The following is a 15,418-nucleotide window of genomic DNA, read 5'->3' as shown; positions in this document are numbered from 1 at the left end:
GTCGCGCGGCCTGACGGTGCGCAATCCGGCTTCGGGCCGCGGGGCCCAGATCGCCGTGGTCGAGGCGGGGTCGTCCGCCGCGGCGGCGGGGTTCCAGGCCGGCGATGTGGTGGTCCAGGCGAACGGCGCCGAGATCGCCGACATGAAGGATCTGGCCCAGCGTCTGCAGGCGGCGGGCGAGGCGGTCGTGCCGATCATCGTCTTGCGCGACAACGAACGCGTCGAGATCGACCTTCCGGCCTGATCCGCGCCGTCTGAAGCTCTACGGCATCGCCCGCGTGACCCGGCGTCGCGCGGGCGAAGTCTTGTGCGTCTGTTGGGAAGCGGACAGCAAAACGCCCGCGCTGCCGGGGAGGGGGAGGAGGGGCAGGCGCGGGCGTCGCTTGGAGGAAGCATCGACCCGCCGAAGCCCTTTACGCGGAAAAATCCGGGGGGCTGGGGGGGCTGTTCAGGATCCGGGACTTTTCCGAACTCCGACGGGCCGATGATGCATGTGTGCGCGCCGTTCCGGGCGGGCGAAGGACCGAATGGGGGCGTTTTCGTGTCGCTTCGTATTTTCCCGATCGGTGAAGCTTAGACCTTCGACAGGATCAGGGTGGCGTTGGTGCCGCCGAATCCGAAGCTGTTGGACATGACGTGCTTCAATTCGCCGTCGTGGCGCTGACGCAGGATGGGCATGCCCTCGAACTCGGGGTCCAGGGTCTCGATGTGGGCGCTTTCGGCGGCGAAGCCGTGCTTCATCATCAGCAGGCAGTAGATGGCTTCCTGCGCGCCCGCCGCGCCGAGCGAATGGCCCGTCAGCGACTTGGTCGAGGAGATCATCGGCATGGCGTCGCCGAAGACGTTGCGCACCGCGCTCATCTCCTTGCTGTCGCCGACCGGCGTCGAGGTGCCGTGCGGGTTCAGGTAGTCGATCTTGGGATTGCCGGCCATCTCCAGCGCGATCTTCATGCAGCGCTCGGCGCCCTCGCCTGAGGGGGCCACCATGTCGTAGCCGTCGGAGTTGGCGCCGTAGCCGGTGACTTCGGCGTAGATGGTCGCGCCGCGCGCCACGGCGCGTTCGTATTCTTCCAGCACGACGATGCCGGCGCCGCCGGCGATGACGAAGCCGTCGCGGGCCGAGTCATAGGCGCGGCTGGCCTTGTCGGGCGTGTCGTTGAAGTTGGAGGACATGGCGCCCATGGCGTCGAACATGTTCGACATGGACCAGTCGATATCCTCGCAGCCGCCGGCGAAGACCACGTCCTGCTTGCCCCAGGCGATCTGTTCGGCGGCCGCGCCGATGCAGTGGGCGCTGGTCGCGCAGGCCGAGCTGATCGAATAGTTGACGCCCTTCAGTTCGAACCAGGTGGCCAGCACGGCCGAGGGGCCGGACGCCATGGCCTTGGGCACGGCGAAGGGGCCGACGCGCTTGGGCGAGCCCTTTTCGACGGTCGTCTGGGCCGCCTGCAGGATGACCTGGGTCGAGGGGCCGCCCTCGCCGACGATCAGGCCGATGCGCGGATCCTTGATCTCTTCGGCGGTCAGGCCGCTGTCCTTCAGCGCCTCTTCAAAGGCGATGTGCGCCCAGGCCGTGCCGTTGGCCAGGAAGCGGGCGGCGCGACGGTCGACCAGCGGCGCCCAGTCCTCGGCCGTATGACCCAGGGCGGGCGGCGCCCAGACCTGGGATCGGAAGCCGTATTTGGCGTGGTCGGCGGCGTGCTGGACGCCCGACTTGGCGTCGCGAAGGGAGGCCGCGACCTGATCCTGGCCGGTGCCGATGGAAGAGACGATGCCCAGTCCGGTGACGACGACACGCCGCATAGTGTTTCCAATCCTACAAAGTCTGCGGACGCCGCGTTGGCCGCGGCTATCCATCAAGTGGAGTCAGGCGGGGTCGGGTTCCACCGGGGCCGCGCCGCCGAACAGGCCGACGCGCATGTCCTGACAGGTGTAGATGACCTCGCCGTCGGCCTCGAGCACGCCGTCGGCGATGCCCATGACCAGCTTGCGGTTGATGACGCGCTTCAGGTGGACCTTATAGACCACCTTCTTGACGTCCGGCGTCACCTGGCCGGTGAATTTGACCTCGCCGACGCCGAGCGCACGGCCCTTGCCCGGTCCGCCGATCCAACCGAGGTAGAAGCCGACCAGTTGCCACATGGCGTCCAGGCCCAGGCAGCCCGGCATGACCGGATCGCCGATGAAGTGGCACTGGAAGAACCAGAGGTCCGGGTTGATGTCGAGTTCAGCCTCGACATAGCCCTTGCCGTAGTCGCCGCCGTCGGCGCTGATGGTCTTGATCCGGTCGAACATCAGCATGGGCGGCGCCGGCAGTTGGGCGTTGCCCGGACCGAACAGCTCGCCCCGGCCCGAGGCCAGCAGGCCTTCGTGATCGAACGACGACGGATATTGCGACTGGCTCAAGGGAAATCGGCTCCGAAAGGTGTTGCTGGCGGGTTACACGACCCAGAGGCCGCGCTCAACCATGCCGTCAGTATATGAGATCAGGAAGCGCGGCCGGTTCCGGCGGGTCGGGCGGCGTTGCACAGGGACCGCTCCTGGGTTCCGAAGACCGCCCGCTCGGCGACCCAGCCGCGCAGCTTGCGCGCCCGCACCCGGCACCAGCCGTCCTCGCATTCGTCCAGAGGAACCAGGGCGCGGGGCGACAGAAGAGCGCGGACCGAGGCGGTCTCAGATCGACCCGAGCGGATCGGCACCGCTTCGTCCGAACGGTTGAACACGCTGCGGCGGCCCGAGGCGACGGTGCGGTGAATCCAGGCGACGGAGCCGTCGGGATCGCAGATCTTTCGCCATTCGCGCGTCTCGGCGATCACCTGGACCGGGAGGCCTGCCGCGCGATATTCCCACAGGATGCGGTAGTCGAGGCCCGGCCCCTGACGCGCCCGCACCTGCGAGGATTTCAGCGTCACCCAGCGCGGCACCTCCAGCCCCGTCGGGGTCGGACGGCCGTCGGGCATGGTCGATCCCGCCGACAGCAGAACGCCGGTCATGAGGACAGCGGCGAGGGCCGCGACGCGAGGCGCCCTTTTGATCCTGACCGCAGCTTTGCTAGACACCGAATATCGACCCGTTCCGAACGGGCGCCGCCCGTGGAAAACCCAGGTCTCCTATGTCCGCTCGCAAGCTTAAGGTCGTATTAACCAGACGCCTGCCTGACGCGGTCGAAACGCGGATGCGCGAACTTTTCGACGCCGAGCTGAACCTGACCGACCGGCCGATGTCGCGCGATGAACTGGCCGCGGCCCTGCAGCGGGCCGAGGTGCTGGCGCCGACCATCACCGACCAGCTGGACGCCGAACTCATCGCGGGCGCGGGCGATCAGCTGAAGATGATCGCCAACTTCGGCGCGGGCGTGGATCACATCGACATCGACGCCGCCGTCGGGCGAGGAATCATCGTCACCAATACGCCGGGCGTCCTGACCGAGGACACGGCCGATCTGGGCATGAGCCTGATCCTGGCCGTCAGCCGCCGCATCGTCGAGGGCGCAGGCGTGGTCGAGGCCGGGCGCTTCGAGGGGTGGAGCCCGACCTGGATGTGCGGCCGCAAACTGTGGGGCAAGCGCCTGGGCATCGTCGGCATGGGCCGCATCGGCCAGGCTCTGGCTCGTCGCGCCAGGGCTTTCGGGATGCAGGTCCACTATCACAACCGCAAGCCCGTTCCGGACATGATCGCCGAAGAACTGGGCGCGACCTGGTGGGACGATCTGGACCAGATGCTGGCGCGGATGGACGTCGTCTCGCTGAACTGTCCGGCGACGAAGGAGACGCACCACCTGTTGTCGGCCGAGCGCCTGGCCCGGCTTCAGCCGCACGCCATCCTGGTCAACACCGCGCGCGGCGAGCTGATCGACGAGGCCGCCCTGGTCGAGGCGCTGGACCGCCGCGCCCTGTTCGGCGTCGGCCTGGACGTGTTTGAAAACGAGCCCAAGGTGCATCCGGGTCTGCTCGGCCGTGCGAACGTGGTGCTGCTGCCCCACCTCGGCTCGGCCACCCTCGAGGCGCGTCAGGACATGGGCGACCGGGTGATCGCCAACATCATGACCTATCAGAACGGCCACCGCCCGCCGGACCGGGTTATCCCGGCGATGCTCTAGGCGTGAGCTGACCCGCAGACAGCGCAGGCCGGATCGGCGGCGATCTTCACGACGCGGCTGCTTCCGGCCAGGCCGTCGTACAGCATCAGGCGGCCGGTCAGCGGCTCGCCCGCGCCGGTGATCCGCTTGATCGCCTCCAGCGCCGCCATGGCGCCGATGACCCCGGCCAGGGCGCCGACGACGCCGACGCGGGCGCAGGTCTCGGCGTCGGGCGGAATCTCGGGCACCAGGCACTGGTAGCAGGGCCGCCCCTCGAACACCGACACCTGCCCCGACCAGCGGCCCAGGGCGCCGGACACCAGCGGCTTGCCCGCCGCCACGCAGGCGGCGTTGACGGCCAGCCGCGTCTCGAAATCGTCGGTGCCGTCCAGCGCCAGGTCGAAGTCCCGCATCAGAGCCGCCGCGCTGTCCGGCGTGACGCGCTGGTTGAAGGTCTGGACCGTGACGTGCGGGTTGAGAGCGTTCAGCCGCGCGGCGCCCGCCTCGACCTTGGCGCGGCCGGGGTCTTCGGTGGTGAAGGCGATCTGGCGTTGCAGGTTGGACAGGGCGACCGTGTCGTCGTCGATCAGGCCCAGCGTCCCCACCCCGGCGGCGGCCAGATAGAGGGCGGCCGGATTGCCCACTCCGCCCATGCCGACGATCAGCACGCGGGCGCGTTTCAGCGCCTGCTGGCCGGGGCCGCCGATCTCGGACAGCACCAGCTGGCGGGCGTAGCGGTCGACTTCCTCGTCGGAGAAGCGAACCGGGGCGAGAGGAGCGGAAGACTGGGTCACGCCGACTGTCTAGCGCAGTCGGACGGATGCGTCAGGCCGGAACGGGCGCGATCCCGACGGCCAGGGCCAGCAGGGTCTCGGCGCGGGCGGGACTCAGCTGGTCCAGGGCCTCGCCGTTCAACAGGCGGGCCGCCTCGGGCGTCAGCTCGGCCAGGATCATGGGCCAGTCGCCGAACCGGCGGCCGCTGACAGCGACGTCAGACAACAGGCGCAGGTTTTCATGGCGCGGATCGACCCGCAGCCGGTCCATCAGGCGGTCGACGTCGGTTCGGCGGCCCTCGATGATCTGCAGGAACTGGCCGCCATGGCGCATCAGGGCGCTGGTCAGGCCTTCGCGGCGATTGTTGCGCTCGGACTCCCCGAGGATCTCCGCCAGGATCAGGAGGCTGGTCGCCGCGCCGCCGACGGCGTCGCTGACATAGATGGCGCGGTGCAGGGGCAAGGGAACTCGAAACGCAAACGCAGCCTCCCCCGCCTCGCGGACGGCGAGATGATGGGGCGGCCGGGGGCGTTCCCCTGTCATGGGGCGATTAAGAATCTCTTATGGTTAAGCTTTTCGGGCGGTTGCGACAAAGCCTGATCTTGCGGCGGGCGACGGGCTTCGCCATGTCATCCGCCATGAACATGAGCGCCTCGAACTTTCCCGACTGGCACGGCACCACCATTCTGGCGGTGCGCAAGAACGGCCGCACCGTCATCGCCGGCGACGGCCAGGTCTCCATGGGGCCGACCATCGTCAAGGGCGCGGCGCGCAAGGTGCGCACCCTGGCGAACGGCAAGGTTCTGGCGGGCTTCGCCGGGGCGACGGCCGACGCCCTGACCCTGATCGAGCGGCTGGAAGCCAAGCTGGAGCAGTATCCGGACCAACTGGCCCGCGCCTGCGTCGAACTGGCCAAGGACTGGCGCACCGACCGCTATCTGCGGAGGCTGGAGGCTATGCTGCTGGTCGCCGACAAGGACACCATTCTGACCGTCACCGGCGTCGGCGACGTGCTGGAGCCGGAATACGGCGTGGCCGCTGTCGGCTCGGGCGGCAACTACGCCTTGGCCGCCGCTCGCGCCCTGATCGACGAGCACACCGAACTGGACGCCGAACAGATCGCCCGCAAGGCCATGAAGATCGCCGCCGACATCTGCGTCTACACCAACGGCAATCTCACCATTGAAAGTCTGTAGGGCGCTATCGCTCGCCGCGCGGCGGCTTGCTGCTTGAGCGCCTGATATGCGTATTTCTGGACCGTCTGAACCATGACTGATCTGTCTCCCCGTGAAATCGTCTCCGAGCTGGACCGCTTCATCGTCGGCCAGGACGACGCCAAGCGCGCCGTGGCCGTGGCCCTGCGCAACCGCTGGCGCCGCAAGCGCGTGCCGGATGATCTGCGCGATGAGGTCACGCCCAAGAACATCCTGATGATCGGCCCGACGGGCGTGGGCAAGACCGAGATCGCCCGGCGTCTGGCGCGTCTGGCCGGCTCGCCCTTCCTCAAGGTCGAGGCGACCAAATTCACCGAGGTCGGCTATGTCGGCCGCGACGTCGATCAGATCATGCGCGATCTCGTCGAAAGCGCCCTGGTCATGGTCCGCGACAAGCGCCGTTCGGGCGTCAAGGCCCGCGCCGAAGGTCAGGCCGAGGAACGCATCCTGGACGCCCTGGTCGGACCGGGTTCCCAGCCCGCGACGCGCGAGGCCTTCCGCAAGAAGCTGCGCGCGGGCGAACTGGACGACAAGGAGATCGAGATCGCCCTGGCTGATACGACCTCGCCCCTGCAGGGACTGGATATGCCGGGCGGCGGCGGCAACGTCGGCCTGCTGAACCTGTCGGAGATGCTGGGCAAGATGGGCGGCGGCCGCACCAAGACGGTCAAGCTGACCGTGCGCGACGCCCTGGCGCCGCTCGTCACCGAGGAGAGCGACAAGCTGCTGGATCAGGAAAGCCTGACCAAGGAAGCCCTGCTGCTGGCCGAAAACGAGGGCATCGTCTTCCTGGACGAGATCGACAAGGTGGCCGCGCGTCAGGATCGCGGCGGCGGCGCCGACGTGTCGCGCGAAGGGGTGCAGCGCGACCTGCTGCCCCTGATCGAGGGTACGACCGTCTCGACCAAGTATGGCCCGGTGAAGACCGACCATGTGCTGTTCATCGCCTCGGGCGCCTTCCATGTCGCCAAGCCGTCGGACCTGCTGCCCGAACTTCAGGGCCGCCTGCCGATCCGGGTCGAGCTGAAGGCCCTGACCCGCGACGACTTCAAGCGCATCCTGACCGAGCCCGAGGCCAATCTGATCCGTCAGAACCAGGCCCTGCTGGCGACCGAAGGCGTCGAACTGGTCTTCACCGACGACGCGGTCGAGGCCATGGCCGACGCCGCCGTGGCCGCCAACTCCACCGTCGAGAACATCGGCGCGCGCCGTCTTCAGACGGTGATGGAGCGAGTGTTGGAGGAAACCAGCTTCAAGGCGTCGGACCTGTCGGGCCAGACCCTGATCTTCGACGGCGACAAGGTGCGCGAGAAGGTCGGCGACCTGGCCAAGAACGTCGACCTGAGCCGGTTCATCCTGTGATGGGCTGATCCGCTGTCGCGGCGGTGCGGGGTCAGTCCCTCATCGCCGCTACGGCTTCGACCAGTCGCTCTAGTTCCGCAGGGCTCGACAGCCGGTGGTCGCCGCCTTCGATCAGGTCGAGGCGCAGGTCGCCGCCGCTCAGGCGTTCGGCCAGCTCGACCTGATGGCGCCACGGCACCACGTCGTCGGCGCGGCCCTGCAGCACATGGACCGGCGCGGTGATATCGATCCGGCCGTCCAGCAGCAGCCAGTCGCGGGCCTCCTCGAACATGCGCCGGGTCAGGACGTAGGAGCCAAGCCCTTCCTCGGTGATGACCGTCTCGCCTTCGCGCAGGATGGCCTGACGCTCATGATCCGCCAGACCCGGCCACATCAGCTTTTCGGTGAAGTCCTGCGCCGGATTGACCAGCACCACGCCCTTGATCCGCTCTGGTCGCGCCAGCGTCGCCAGAAGGGCGACCCAGCCGCCCATCGACGAGCCGACCGGGATCACCGGGCCCTCAAGGCTGTCGATCAGGGCGACGGCGTCCTCACGCCAGCGGCCGATGGTGGCCTGTTTCCAGTCGCCGCTCGATACGCCGTGGGCGAAGTGGTCGTAGCGCACATAGCTCCAGCCGCGGTCGCGGGCGGCGGCGTCCAGCGCCAGCGCCTTGGTCCCCTCCATGTCCGAGCGGAAGCCGCCGATCCAGATGACCGTCGGACCGGCGCCCTTGACCGCCTTATAGGCCAGCGTCTCGCCGTCAGGGCGGGCCAGCGTGTCGAAGTCGGACATGGGAAACTCCTCGGACTGTCATTCCTCAAGGAATGGCTTTAGCAGAGACGGACCGTGTTCACAGAGGCCGCGAGGCGCCCGCTTGTCTGCTCCCAAAGCCCTGTTCGTCAGCTCCAACCGGATCGGCGACTGCGTCATCTCCTCGGGCGTGATCCGCGAGATCGCGCGCCAGCTGCCGGGCGTTCAGATCACCGTCGCCTGCGGCCGTCCGCCCGCGCCCTTCTTTCGCTCCGCGCCGAACGTCGAGCGCGTCATCATCCTCGACAAGAAGAAGGCCGCCGGACACTGGGTCGATCTTTGGAAACAGGTGCGCGGGACCAAATGGGACATGGTCGTGGACATCCGCGGCTCGGCCCTGGCCTATCTGATCCCGGCCAAGCGTCGCATCGTCTACAATCGCCGCTGGGAGACGGGCCTGCGCAAGGTCGAGATGGTGTCGCGCCTGATGGGCTCGGCTACGCCGTTGGACCCGGAAATCTTTCTCGACGATCAGGCCCGCGCCGAGGCCGTCGCCGTCATCGATCCCCAACTGGCCGCCGGGCCGGGCGAAGGGCCGATCATCGCTTTGGCGCCCATCGCCCACCAGCCGGGCAAGTCCTGGCCCGCCGACCGCTGGGGGCAATTGGTCGAGAAGCTGAAGGCCGAGCCGCGCTTCGACGGCTGGCGCTTCATGCCCGTCGGCGGTCCCGGCGACCGACCGCCCGCGACTCCGGCGCTGGAGGCGGCGGGACCGCGCGCCATCGACTGCGTGGGCAAGGGCGACATCCTGTGCTCGGCCGCCGCCATCGACCGGGCGACCCTGTTCGTCGGCAACGACTCCGGCCTGATGCACGTCTCGGCGGCGTTGGGGCGGCCCACCCTGGGCCTGTTCGGTCCGACCGAGTGGTGGCTGTACGGGCCGTGGGGGCCGAAGACGCGCACGGCGGCGTCCAATGAGACGCGCGGCCAGTTCGCCCCGATCGAGGATCTGAGCGTCGATCATGTCTTCGATGCGGTGCTGGACCTGCACGACGCCTATGTCGCTGAAGGGGCCGTAAAGGCCTGAAGGCCCGAAATCCCTTGAAATAGCGGCCTTGCGTCGCCATATTCCGGCCGCTTGGAACGCAGCCGCAGCCTTGCGCGCTGAATCCTCGCAACCAGTTTCGCCTGTCTTCTGATCACATAAGGAAACGACGCCCATTCGCCGTCCCATGCAAGCGCCGCCCGTAAAGGACGGGCCGCCCATCAACCAGGATATCCGCGCCGCCCGCGTTCTGCTCATCGACCAGAATGGGGAAAAACAGGGCGTCATGCCGCTGTCGGCCGCGCTGGAGGCCGCCGAGGAGGCGGGCCTGGACCTGGTTCAGATCGTCGCCAACGCCGAAACGCCGGTGTGCAAGATTCTGGACTACGGCAAGCATCGTTTCCAGGAACAGAAGAAGAAGGCCGAGGCGCGCAAGCGTCAGAAGGTCGTCGAGCTGAAGGAAATCAAGCTTCGACCGAACATCGACACGCACGACTACGACGTGAAGGCCAAGGCCATGCACCGCTTCTTCGACGACGGTGACAAGGTCAAGGTGACCATCCGCTTCCGCGGCCGCGAAATGGCCCACCCCGAACTGGGCATGAAGCTGATGAACAAGGTCCAGGCCGATTTCGAGGAAGAGGCCAAGGTCGAGTTCGCGCCCAAGATGGAAGGCCGCCAGATGATCATGATCCTGGCGCCCCGCTGATCGCGGACTTGAACTGAAGACTTTGAAGACGCCCCGGCCGCATGGCTGGGGCGTCTTACTATCCGGCGAGACGAGAACGAATGACGGCGCAGACGACAAAGGCTCCCGGCGCGGGGACGCCGACCCTGGCGGTGCTGTTCGCCGTGGTCTTCATCAATCTGGTCGGGTTCGGCCTGGTGGTGCCGCTGCTGCCCTTCTTCGCCCAGAGCCTTCAGGCTGAGCCGTGGCAGATCACCCTGATGTTCTCGGCCTATTCCCTGGGGCAGTTCTTCGCCGAGCCCTTTTGGGGGCGGCTGTCGGACCGGATCGGGCGCAAGCCGGTTTTGCTGATCACCCTGGCGGCCAACGCCGTAGGCTATCTGTTGCTGGCGTTCGCGCCCAACATCTGGGCGGCGATCCTGGTGCGGATGTTCACAGGCCTGGGCGCGGGCAATATCTCGACGGTCCAGGGCTATATCGCCGACGTCACGCCGCCCGAGCGCCGGGCCGGGCGCATGGGGTTGATCGGCGCCGCCTTCGGCCTGGGCTTCATTGTCGGGCCGGGCATGGGCGGCCTGTTGGCCCAGCCGCAGATGGGCCATGTCGGCTATCAGCTGCCTATCTTCGCGGCCTCGGGCGCGGCGGTGCTGGCGGCGCTGGGGGTGATGTTCTTCCTGCGCGAGAGCCGGGCCAAGGCCGATCCGGCGGCGCCGCGTCCCGCCTTCCTGTCGGGGATTCAGTTCGCCCGCACGGACGAGGTGGTGTCGCGCGTCCTGGTGGTCAGCCTGATCTATCTGGCGGGCTTTTCGGCCATGGAGGCCGCCTTCGGCCTGTGGGCCGAGAACCGCTACGCCTGGACCGCGCGCGAGGTGGGGCTCAGCTTCATGATCGTGGGCCTGGTCTCGGCCGTGAACCAGGGGCTGCTGGCCGGTCGGCTGGCGCGGCGCTTCGGCGAGGCGCGGGTGCTGGCGGCGGGCATGCTGCTGTTCGGGACGTCGCTCATTCTGCAGGTGGTCGCGCCGCCGGCCTGGTTCCCGGCGACGCAGATCGACCTGGGGCTGTTCGTCATTCCGGTGTCGGCCGGGTGGATCATTCCCATCGTCATGGGGATCGGCGCCTGCGGCATGTCGCTGGCCATGCCCAACATCTCGGCCCTGATCAGCCGTTCGTCCCCGCCGGATCGGCAGGGGGCCATGCTGGGGCTGAACATGGCGGCCGGGTCGATGGCGCGCATCGTCGGCCCCATGGTGGCGGGGGTTCTCTATTCCGCCGTGGGGCCGGACTGGCCCTTCCTGGTCGGGGCGGTGCTGACGGTTCCGGCGGCGGTCATGGCGATCAACGCCGGGCGCGCCGCGCGCCGTCGGGCGGCTCAGGTCTGAACCCGTTCATGCGGACTCTTCTTGCCTCCGGTCCCCGTTTGGCGTAGAAGCCGCGCCTTCGCGTACCGGACCGCCGGGCGAACAGGCATGCCTGGGCGGTCTTAAATCGGTCATCTGACCTTGGGGCTCAAGTAGCCCGAAGGGCGGTAGACCCCTCAATAAAGAGAGTGAAAATGCCGAAGCTGAAGACGAAGTCGGGCGCCAAGAAGCGCTTCAAATTCACCGCGACGGGCAAGGTCAAGGCTGGCGTGGCCGGCAAGCGCCACCGCCTGATCAGCCACAACTCGAAGTACATCCGCCAGAACCGCGGCACTTCGGTCATGGCCGACGCCGACGCCAAGAAGATCAAGTCCTACATGCCGTACGCCTGATCGGCGCACGCAGACACGATCTCTCAACCGTATAGAATTTGAACTAAGTCCCTCAATCAGCGAGGCCCAGCGGGCCGAGCGGTAGGGACTTCCCGAAGGGAAATTTACAATGGCTCGCGTCACCCGGGGCGTTACGTCCCACGCCAAGCACAAGAAAGTCCTGAAGCAGGCCAAGGGCTTCTACGGCCGCCGCAAGAACACCATCCGCGCCGCCAAGGCCGCCGTGGATCGCGCCGGTCAGTACGCCTACCGCGACCGTCGCAACAAGAAGCGCTCGTTCCGCGCCCTGTGGATCCAGCGCATCAACGCCGCGGCCCGCACCGAAGGCTTCACCTATTCGCAGTTCATGCACGGCCTGAACAAGGCGGGCATCGAGCTGGACCGCAAGGTTCTGGCCGCCATCGCCGCCGATGAAGCCGGCTTCAAGGGCATCGCCGACAAGGTTCGCGCGGCCCTGGCCTAAGCGCTCAAGCAGCGAGACCCCGCGGGTCGAGCGCTAGCGCAAAAGAACAAACGCCCGTCCCGGTCGCCGGGGCGGGCGTTTTTCATGGGGCGCCTGACCTTTCGGGCGTGTCGGGCGTTGGGGTGAGGCAGCCGGTCGTCGATCGGCGTTTCAGGAGGCTTCGCCATGTCTGTCGCCCGCGTCACCGAAATCACCGCGTCCTCGACCGTCAGCTTCGAGGATGCCATCGCCCAGGGCGTCGCCCGCGTCGACAAGACCCTGCGTCACGTCGAAGGCGCCTGGATTCAGGAGCAGAAGGTGATCGTGCGTGACGGCGCGATCGCCGAATATCGAGTCAACATGAAGGTCACCTTCATCCTCGCGGATTGAGGCGGATCGACGCTGAAAGGCTTTGCGAGACGGCTGCGGCGGGCTAGACGCTGCGGACCATGACCGATCTCGCCCAGCTAGAACTCGACCTGATCAACGCCATCGGGGCGGCCTCGACCGTCGCCGCGATCGAGGAAGTGCGCGTCGCCGCCCTCGGCAAGACAGGGACCGTCTCGGCCCTGCTTAAAGGCATGGGGGCGCTGAGCCCCGATGAGCGCCGCGAGCGCGGCCCCGTCATCAACGGCCTGCGCGACCGGGTGTCGTCGGCCCTGACCGCCCGCAGGGCCGAGCTGGAGGCCGCCGAACTGGACGCCCGCCTGTTGGCCGAGCGCGTCGATCTGACCCTGCCCAGCCGCCCACGCCGCAAGGGCGGGGTGCATCCGACCATGCAGGTCATGGACGAGATGGTCGCCGTCTTCGCCGACATGGGCTTCTCGGTCGCCGAGGGGCCGGACATCGAGGACGACTTCCACAACTTCACGGCGCTGAACTTCCCGCCCAAGCATCCGGCGCGGGAGATGCACGACACCTTCTTCCTGAAGCCCGACCCGCAAACGGGCGAGCGCAAGGTGCTGCGGACCCACACCAGCCCGGTGCAGGTCCGCACCATGATGTCGCAGAAGCCGCCGATCCGTATCATCGCGCCGGGCCGCACCTTCCGTAAGGATTCCGACGCCACCCACACGCCGATGTTCCACCAGATCGAAGGCCTGGTGATCGATCGCGACATCCACATGGGTCATCTGAAGACGACGCTGGAGACCTTCATCGCCCGCTTCTTCGAGCTGGACGATGTTCACGCCCGGTTCCGCCCGCACCACTTCCCCTTCACCGAGCCCTCGGCCGAGATGGACATCCGCTGCGACCGTTCGGGCGGCAAGCTGACGCTGAACGAGGGCGAGGACTGGCTGGAGATCCTGGGTTGCGGGATGGTGCACCCGAACGTGCTGCGCAACTGCGGCATCGATCCGGACGAGTATCAGGGCTTCGCCTTCGGCATGGGCGTCGACCGCCTGGCCATGTTGAAATACGGCGTGCCCGACCTGCGCCCCATGTTCGAGGCCGATACGCGCTGGCTGGCGCACTACGGCTTCTCCGCCTTCGCCGCGCCGAACCCGGCGTCGGGCCTCAGCTGATATTGAAAGAGCGATCCCATGACTGACGCGACCAACACCGCCGCCGCTGAACCGATCGTCCTGGAGCTGCTGGGCCCTGGCCCGAACTATGCGAACAAGACGGTCTGGCTGCCCCAGCTGTTCATGGAGACGGCGCGCGCCGGGTCCATGGTCATTGAAGGCCGCCGGTTCGAGAATTGCCTGATCGAGGGGCCGGCCGTCCTGCTGCCGCTGGAAGGCTGCAACTTCGACGGCTGCAACATGGGCGACGCCCATGGCGATCCGCGCAACCTGATGCTGAGCCCGCAGGGTCCGCAGCGCGTGACTGGCCCGATTCCGTTCAAGAACTGCCAGTTCATCAACTGCAACTTCCTGGGCGTCGGCTTCACCGGCTCGTCCGCCTTCCTCGACAACATGGCCAAGGCCCTGGCGCAGCCGCAGGACGGTGCGACCCAATGAAGTTCACGCTTTCCTGGCTGAAGGCCCATCTGGACACCGAGGCCGAGGTCGATCAGGTCGCCGAGGCCATGACGATGGCCGGGCTGGAGGTCGAGGAGGTCCACGACCCCATCGCCGCCCTGGCGCCCTTCACCGTCGCCAAGATCATCTCGGCCGAGCGTCATCCGAACGCGGACCGGCTGCAGGTTTGCCAGGTCGAGACCGTGGACGGCCTGAAGGAGATCGTCTGCGGCGCGCCGAACGCACGGGCGGGCCTGACCACTATCTACGCCCCCATCGGCGCCTATGTGCCCGGCCTGGGCGTGACCCTGGTCGAGAAGCCGGTGCGCGGCGTGGTGTCCAACGGCATGCTGTGCTCGGGCGCGGAACTTGAACTGCCCGACGAGAGCGACGGCATTCTGGAGCTGTCCGACGACCTGCAGGTCGGCCAGCCCGCCGCCGGAGTGTTCGGCGCCGAGCCGGTCATCGACTTCGAGGTGACGCCGAACCGTCCCGACTGGCTGGGCGTGGCGGGCATCGCCCGCGACCTGGCCGCCGCCGGCCTGGGCAAGCTGACGACGCCTGAGATCGCGCCGGTCGCCGGCGCGTTCGACAGCCCCGTCTCGGTGACGCTGGAGGCGCCCGAGTTGTGCCCGGTCTTCGCCGGCCGCGTGATCCGGGGCGTGCAGAACGGCCCGTCGCCGGAGTGGCTGCAACAGCGCCTGACGGCCATCGGCCTGCGTCCGATCAACCGCCTCGTCGACATCACCAACCTGATTTCCTACGACCGTGCGCGGCCGCTGCACGTCTATGACCTGGCGAGCCTGTCGGGCGACGGGATCGTGGTGCGCGCTGGTCGCGGCGACGCCGACCAGATGGAAGCCCTGGACGGCAAGACCTATGCGCCGGGCGCCGCCGACTGCGTCATCGCCGACGCCGGGGGCCAGCGGGCCATCGGCCTGGGCGGCGTCATGGGCGGCGTCTCCACCGGCTGTTCGGACGAGACGGTCGACGTCTTCGTCGAGAGCGCCTGGTTCGACCCCATCACCACGGCCCAGACGGGCCGCTCGCTGGGCGTCAGCTCCGACGCCCAGTACCGTTTCGCGCGCGGCGTCGACACGGCCTCGGTCGTTCCGGGGTTGGAGCTGGCCACGCAGCTGATCCTCGACCTGTGCGGCGGCGAGCCGTCGACGGTCATGGTCGCCGGCGAGGCTCCGGCCGCCCCGGCCGCCTTCGCCTTCGACCCAGCCTATGTGAAGCGGCTATCGGGCATGGACCTCAGCGACGACCGGATCTTCGAGATTCTGTTCGCTCTGGGCTTCACCGTCATGCGCGGCTCGCCCTGGTCCGTGACGCCGCCGTCGTGGCGCCGTGACGTGGAAGGCCCCGCCG

19 protein-coding genes are annotated in these 15,418 nt (G+C 67.8%); 13 read left to right on the top strand and 6 right to left on the bottom strand.

Going from position 1 to position 15,418, the window contains the following annotated elements; all coding sequences use genetic code 11:
• Window positions 1–244, top strand: a 244-nt coding sequence (locus tag BDIM_RS15095) for a PDZ domain-containing protein (RefSeq protein WP_040346376.1), incomplete at its 5' end; no start/stop codon positions are given.
• A gap of 329 nt (window positions 245–573) precedes the next feature.
• Here the strand turns inward: BDIM_RS15095 and fabB are convergent.
• The 3 genes from fabB to BDIM_RS15080 form a co-directional block, all read right to left on the bottom strand.
• On the bottom strand, window positions 574–1,803 hold the full coding sequence (gene fabB, locus BDIM_RS15090; RefSeq protein ID WP_003166447.1) for a beta-ketoacyl-ACP synthase I: 1,230 nt from the start codon (window positions 1,801–1,803) through the stop codon (window positions 574–576).
• Window positions 1,804–1,866: 63 nt separating this feature from the next.
• Window positions 1,867–2,406, bottom strand: a complete 540-nt coding sequence (gene fabA, locus BDIM_RS15085; RefSeq protein ID WP_003166446.1) for a 3-hydroxyacyl-[acyl-carrier-protein] dehydratase FabA — start codon at window positions 2,404–2,406, stop codon at window positions 1,867–1,869.
• An 80-nt stretch (window positions 2,407–2,486) separates the two neighbouring features.
• Complete coding sequence (locus tag BDIM_RS15080) at window positions 2,487–2,993, bottom strand: SH3 domain-containing protein (protein WP_003166445.1); 507 nt, start codon at window positions 2,991–2,993, stop codon at window positions 2,487–2,489.
• A 119-nt stretch (window positions 2,994–3,112) separates the two neighbouring features.
• On the opposite strand from BDIM_RS15080, the gene BDIM_RS15075 reads away from it, so the two are divergent.
• Window positions 3,113–4,099, top strand: coding sequence for a 2-hydroxyacid dehydrogenase (locus BDIM_RS15075; RefSeq protein WP_040346374.1), 987 nt, complete (start codon window positions 3,113–3,115; stop codon window positions 4,097–4,099).
• On the opposite strand, the gene BDIM_RS15070 is transcribed toward BDIM_RS15075, so the two are convergent.
• Together BDIM_RS15070 and BDIM_RS15065 are read right to left on the bottom strand one after the other, a co-directional pair.
• Window positions 4,096–4,872, bottom strand: a complete 777-nt coding sequence (locus BDIM_RS15070) for a HesA/MoeB/ThiF family protein (RefSeq protein WP_040346372.1) — start codon at window positions 4,870–4,872, stop codon at window positions 4,096–4,098. The genes BDIM_RS15075 and BDIM_RS15070 overlap by 4 nt on opposite strands.
• A 31-nt stretch (window positions 4,873–4,903) precedes the next feature.
• Window positions 4,904–5,314 carry a BLUF domain-containing protein gene (locus BDIM_RS15065; RefSeq protein ID WP_003166443.1) on the bottom strand — a complete coding sequence of 137 codons (411 nt, stop codon included), beginning with the start codon at window positions 5,312–5,314 and terminating at the stop codon, window positions 4,904–4,906.
• Window positions 5,315–5,478: 164 nt separating this feature from the next.
• Here BDIM_RS15065 and hslV point away from each other — a divergent pair, with 164 nt between their 5' ends.
• Window positions 5,479–6,048, top strand: a complete 570-nt coding sequence (gene hslV / locus BDIM_RS15060; RefSeq protein WP_169312173.1) for an ATP-dependent protease subunit HslV — start codon at window positions 5,479–5,481, stop codon at window positions 6,046–6,048.
• A gap of 72 nt (window positions 6,049–6,120) precedes the next feature.
• Window positions 6,121–7,428 carry an ATP-dependent protease ATPase subunit HslU gene (gene hslU, locus BDIM_RS15055; RefSeq protein ID WP_003166441.1) on the top strand — a complete coding sequence of 436 codons (1,308 nt, stop codon included), beginning with the start codon at window positions 6,121–6,123 and terminating at the stop codon, window positions 7,426–7,428.
• A 31-nt stretch (window positions 7,429–7,459) separates the two neighbouring features.
• Here hslU and BDIM_RS15050 read toward each other — a convergent pair whose 3' ends face one another.
• Window positions 7,460–8,200, bottom strand: coding sequence for an alpha/beta fold hydrolase (locus tag BDIM_RS15050; RefSeq protein WP_003166440.1), 741 nt, complete (start codon window positions 8,198–8,200; stop codon window positions 7,460–7,462).
• Between the two features lie 82 nt (window positions 8,201–8,282).
• Between BDIM_RS15050 and BDIM_RS15045 the strand changes: the two genes are divergently transcribed.
• The 9 genes from BDIM_RS15045 to pheT all read left to right on the top strand — a co-directional run.
• On the top strand, window positions 8,283–9,245 hold the full coding sequence (locus BDIM_RS15045; protein WP_003166439.1) for a glycosyltransferase family 9 protein: 963 nt from the start codon (window positions 8,283–8,285) through the stop codon (window positions 9,243–9,245).
• A 145-nt stretch (window positions 9,246–9,390) separates the two neighbouring features.
• Window positions 9,391–9,912: a translation initiation factor IF-3 gene (gene infC / locus BDIM_RS15040; RefSeq protein ID WP_003166438.1), complete on the top strand. Its 522-nt coding sequence runs from the start codon at window positions 9,391–9,393 to the stop codon at window positions 9,910–9,912.
• 80 nt (window positions 9,913–9,992) lie between these two features.
• Window positions 9,993–11,270, top strand: a complete 1,278-nt coding sequence (locus BDIM_RS15035; protein ID WP_003166437.1) for an MFS transporter — start codon at window positions 9,993–9,995, stop codon at window positions 11,268–11,270.
• 173 nt (window positions 11,271–11,443) lie between these two features.
• Entirely contained in the window at window positions 11,444–11,641 is a 198-nt protein-coding gene (gene rpmI, locus BDIM_RS15030) for a 50S ribosomal protein L35 (protein ID WP_003166435.1), read from the top strand.
• 109 nt (window positions 11,642–11,750) lie between these two features.
• Entirely contained in the window at window positions 11,751–12,104 is a 354-nt protein-coding gene (rplT, locus tag BDIM_RS15025; protein ID WP_003166434.1) for a 50S ribosomal protein L20, read from the top strand.
• Window positions 12,105–12,269: 165 nt separating this feature from the next.
• The gene (locus BDIM_RS15020; protein ID WP_003166433.1) at window positions 12,270–12,473 is read left to right on the top strand and encodes a dodecin family protein; all 204 of its coding nucleotides are present in this window, start codon (window positions 12,270–12,272) and stop codon (window positions 12,471–12,473) included.
• Window positions 12,474–12,532: 59 nt separating this feature from the next.
• Window positions 12,533–13,609 (top strand): phenylalanine--tRNA ligase subunit alpha, encoded by a 1,077-nt coding sequence (pheS, locus tag BDIM_RS15015; RefSeq protein ID WP_003166432.1) that lies wholly within the window; start codon window positions 12,533–12,535, stop codon window positions 13,607–13,609.
• An 18-nt stretch (window positions 13,610–13,627) separates the two neighbouring features.
• Window positions 13,628–14,047: a hypothetical protein gene (locus tag BDIM_RS15010; protein WP_003166431.1), complete on the top strand. Its 420-nt coding sequence runs from the start codon at window positions 13,628–13,630 to the stop codon at window positions 14,045–14,047.
• Window positions 14,044–15,418 (top strand): phenylalanine--tRNA ligase subunit beta (gene pheT, locus BDIM_RS15005; RefSeq protein ID WP_040346371.1); only part of this gene is annotated, 1,375 nt, incomplete at its 3' end. The genes BDIM_RS15010 and pheT, both read left to right, overlap by 4 nt.

It is taken from the genome of Brevundimonas diminuta ATCC 11568 (assembly GCF_000204035.1).
In the GTDB taxonomy this organism is placed as follows: Bacteria; Pseudomonadota; Alphaproteobacteria; order Caulobacterales; family Caulobacteraceae; genus Brevundimonas; species Brevundimonas diminuta.
This window is presented reverse-complemented; position numbering and strand designations above follow the sequence as displayed.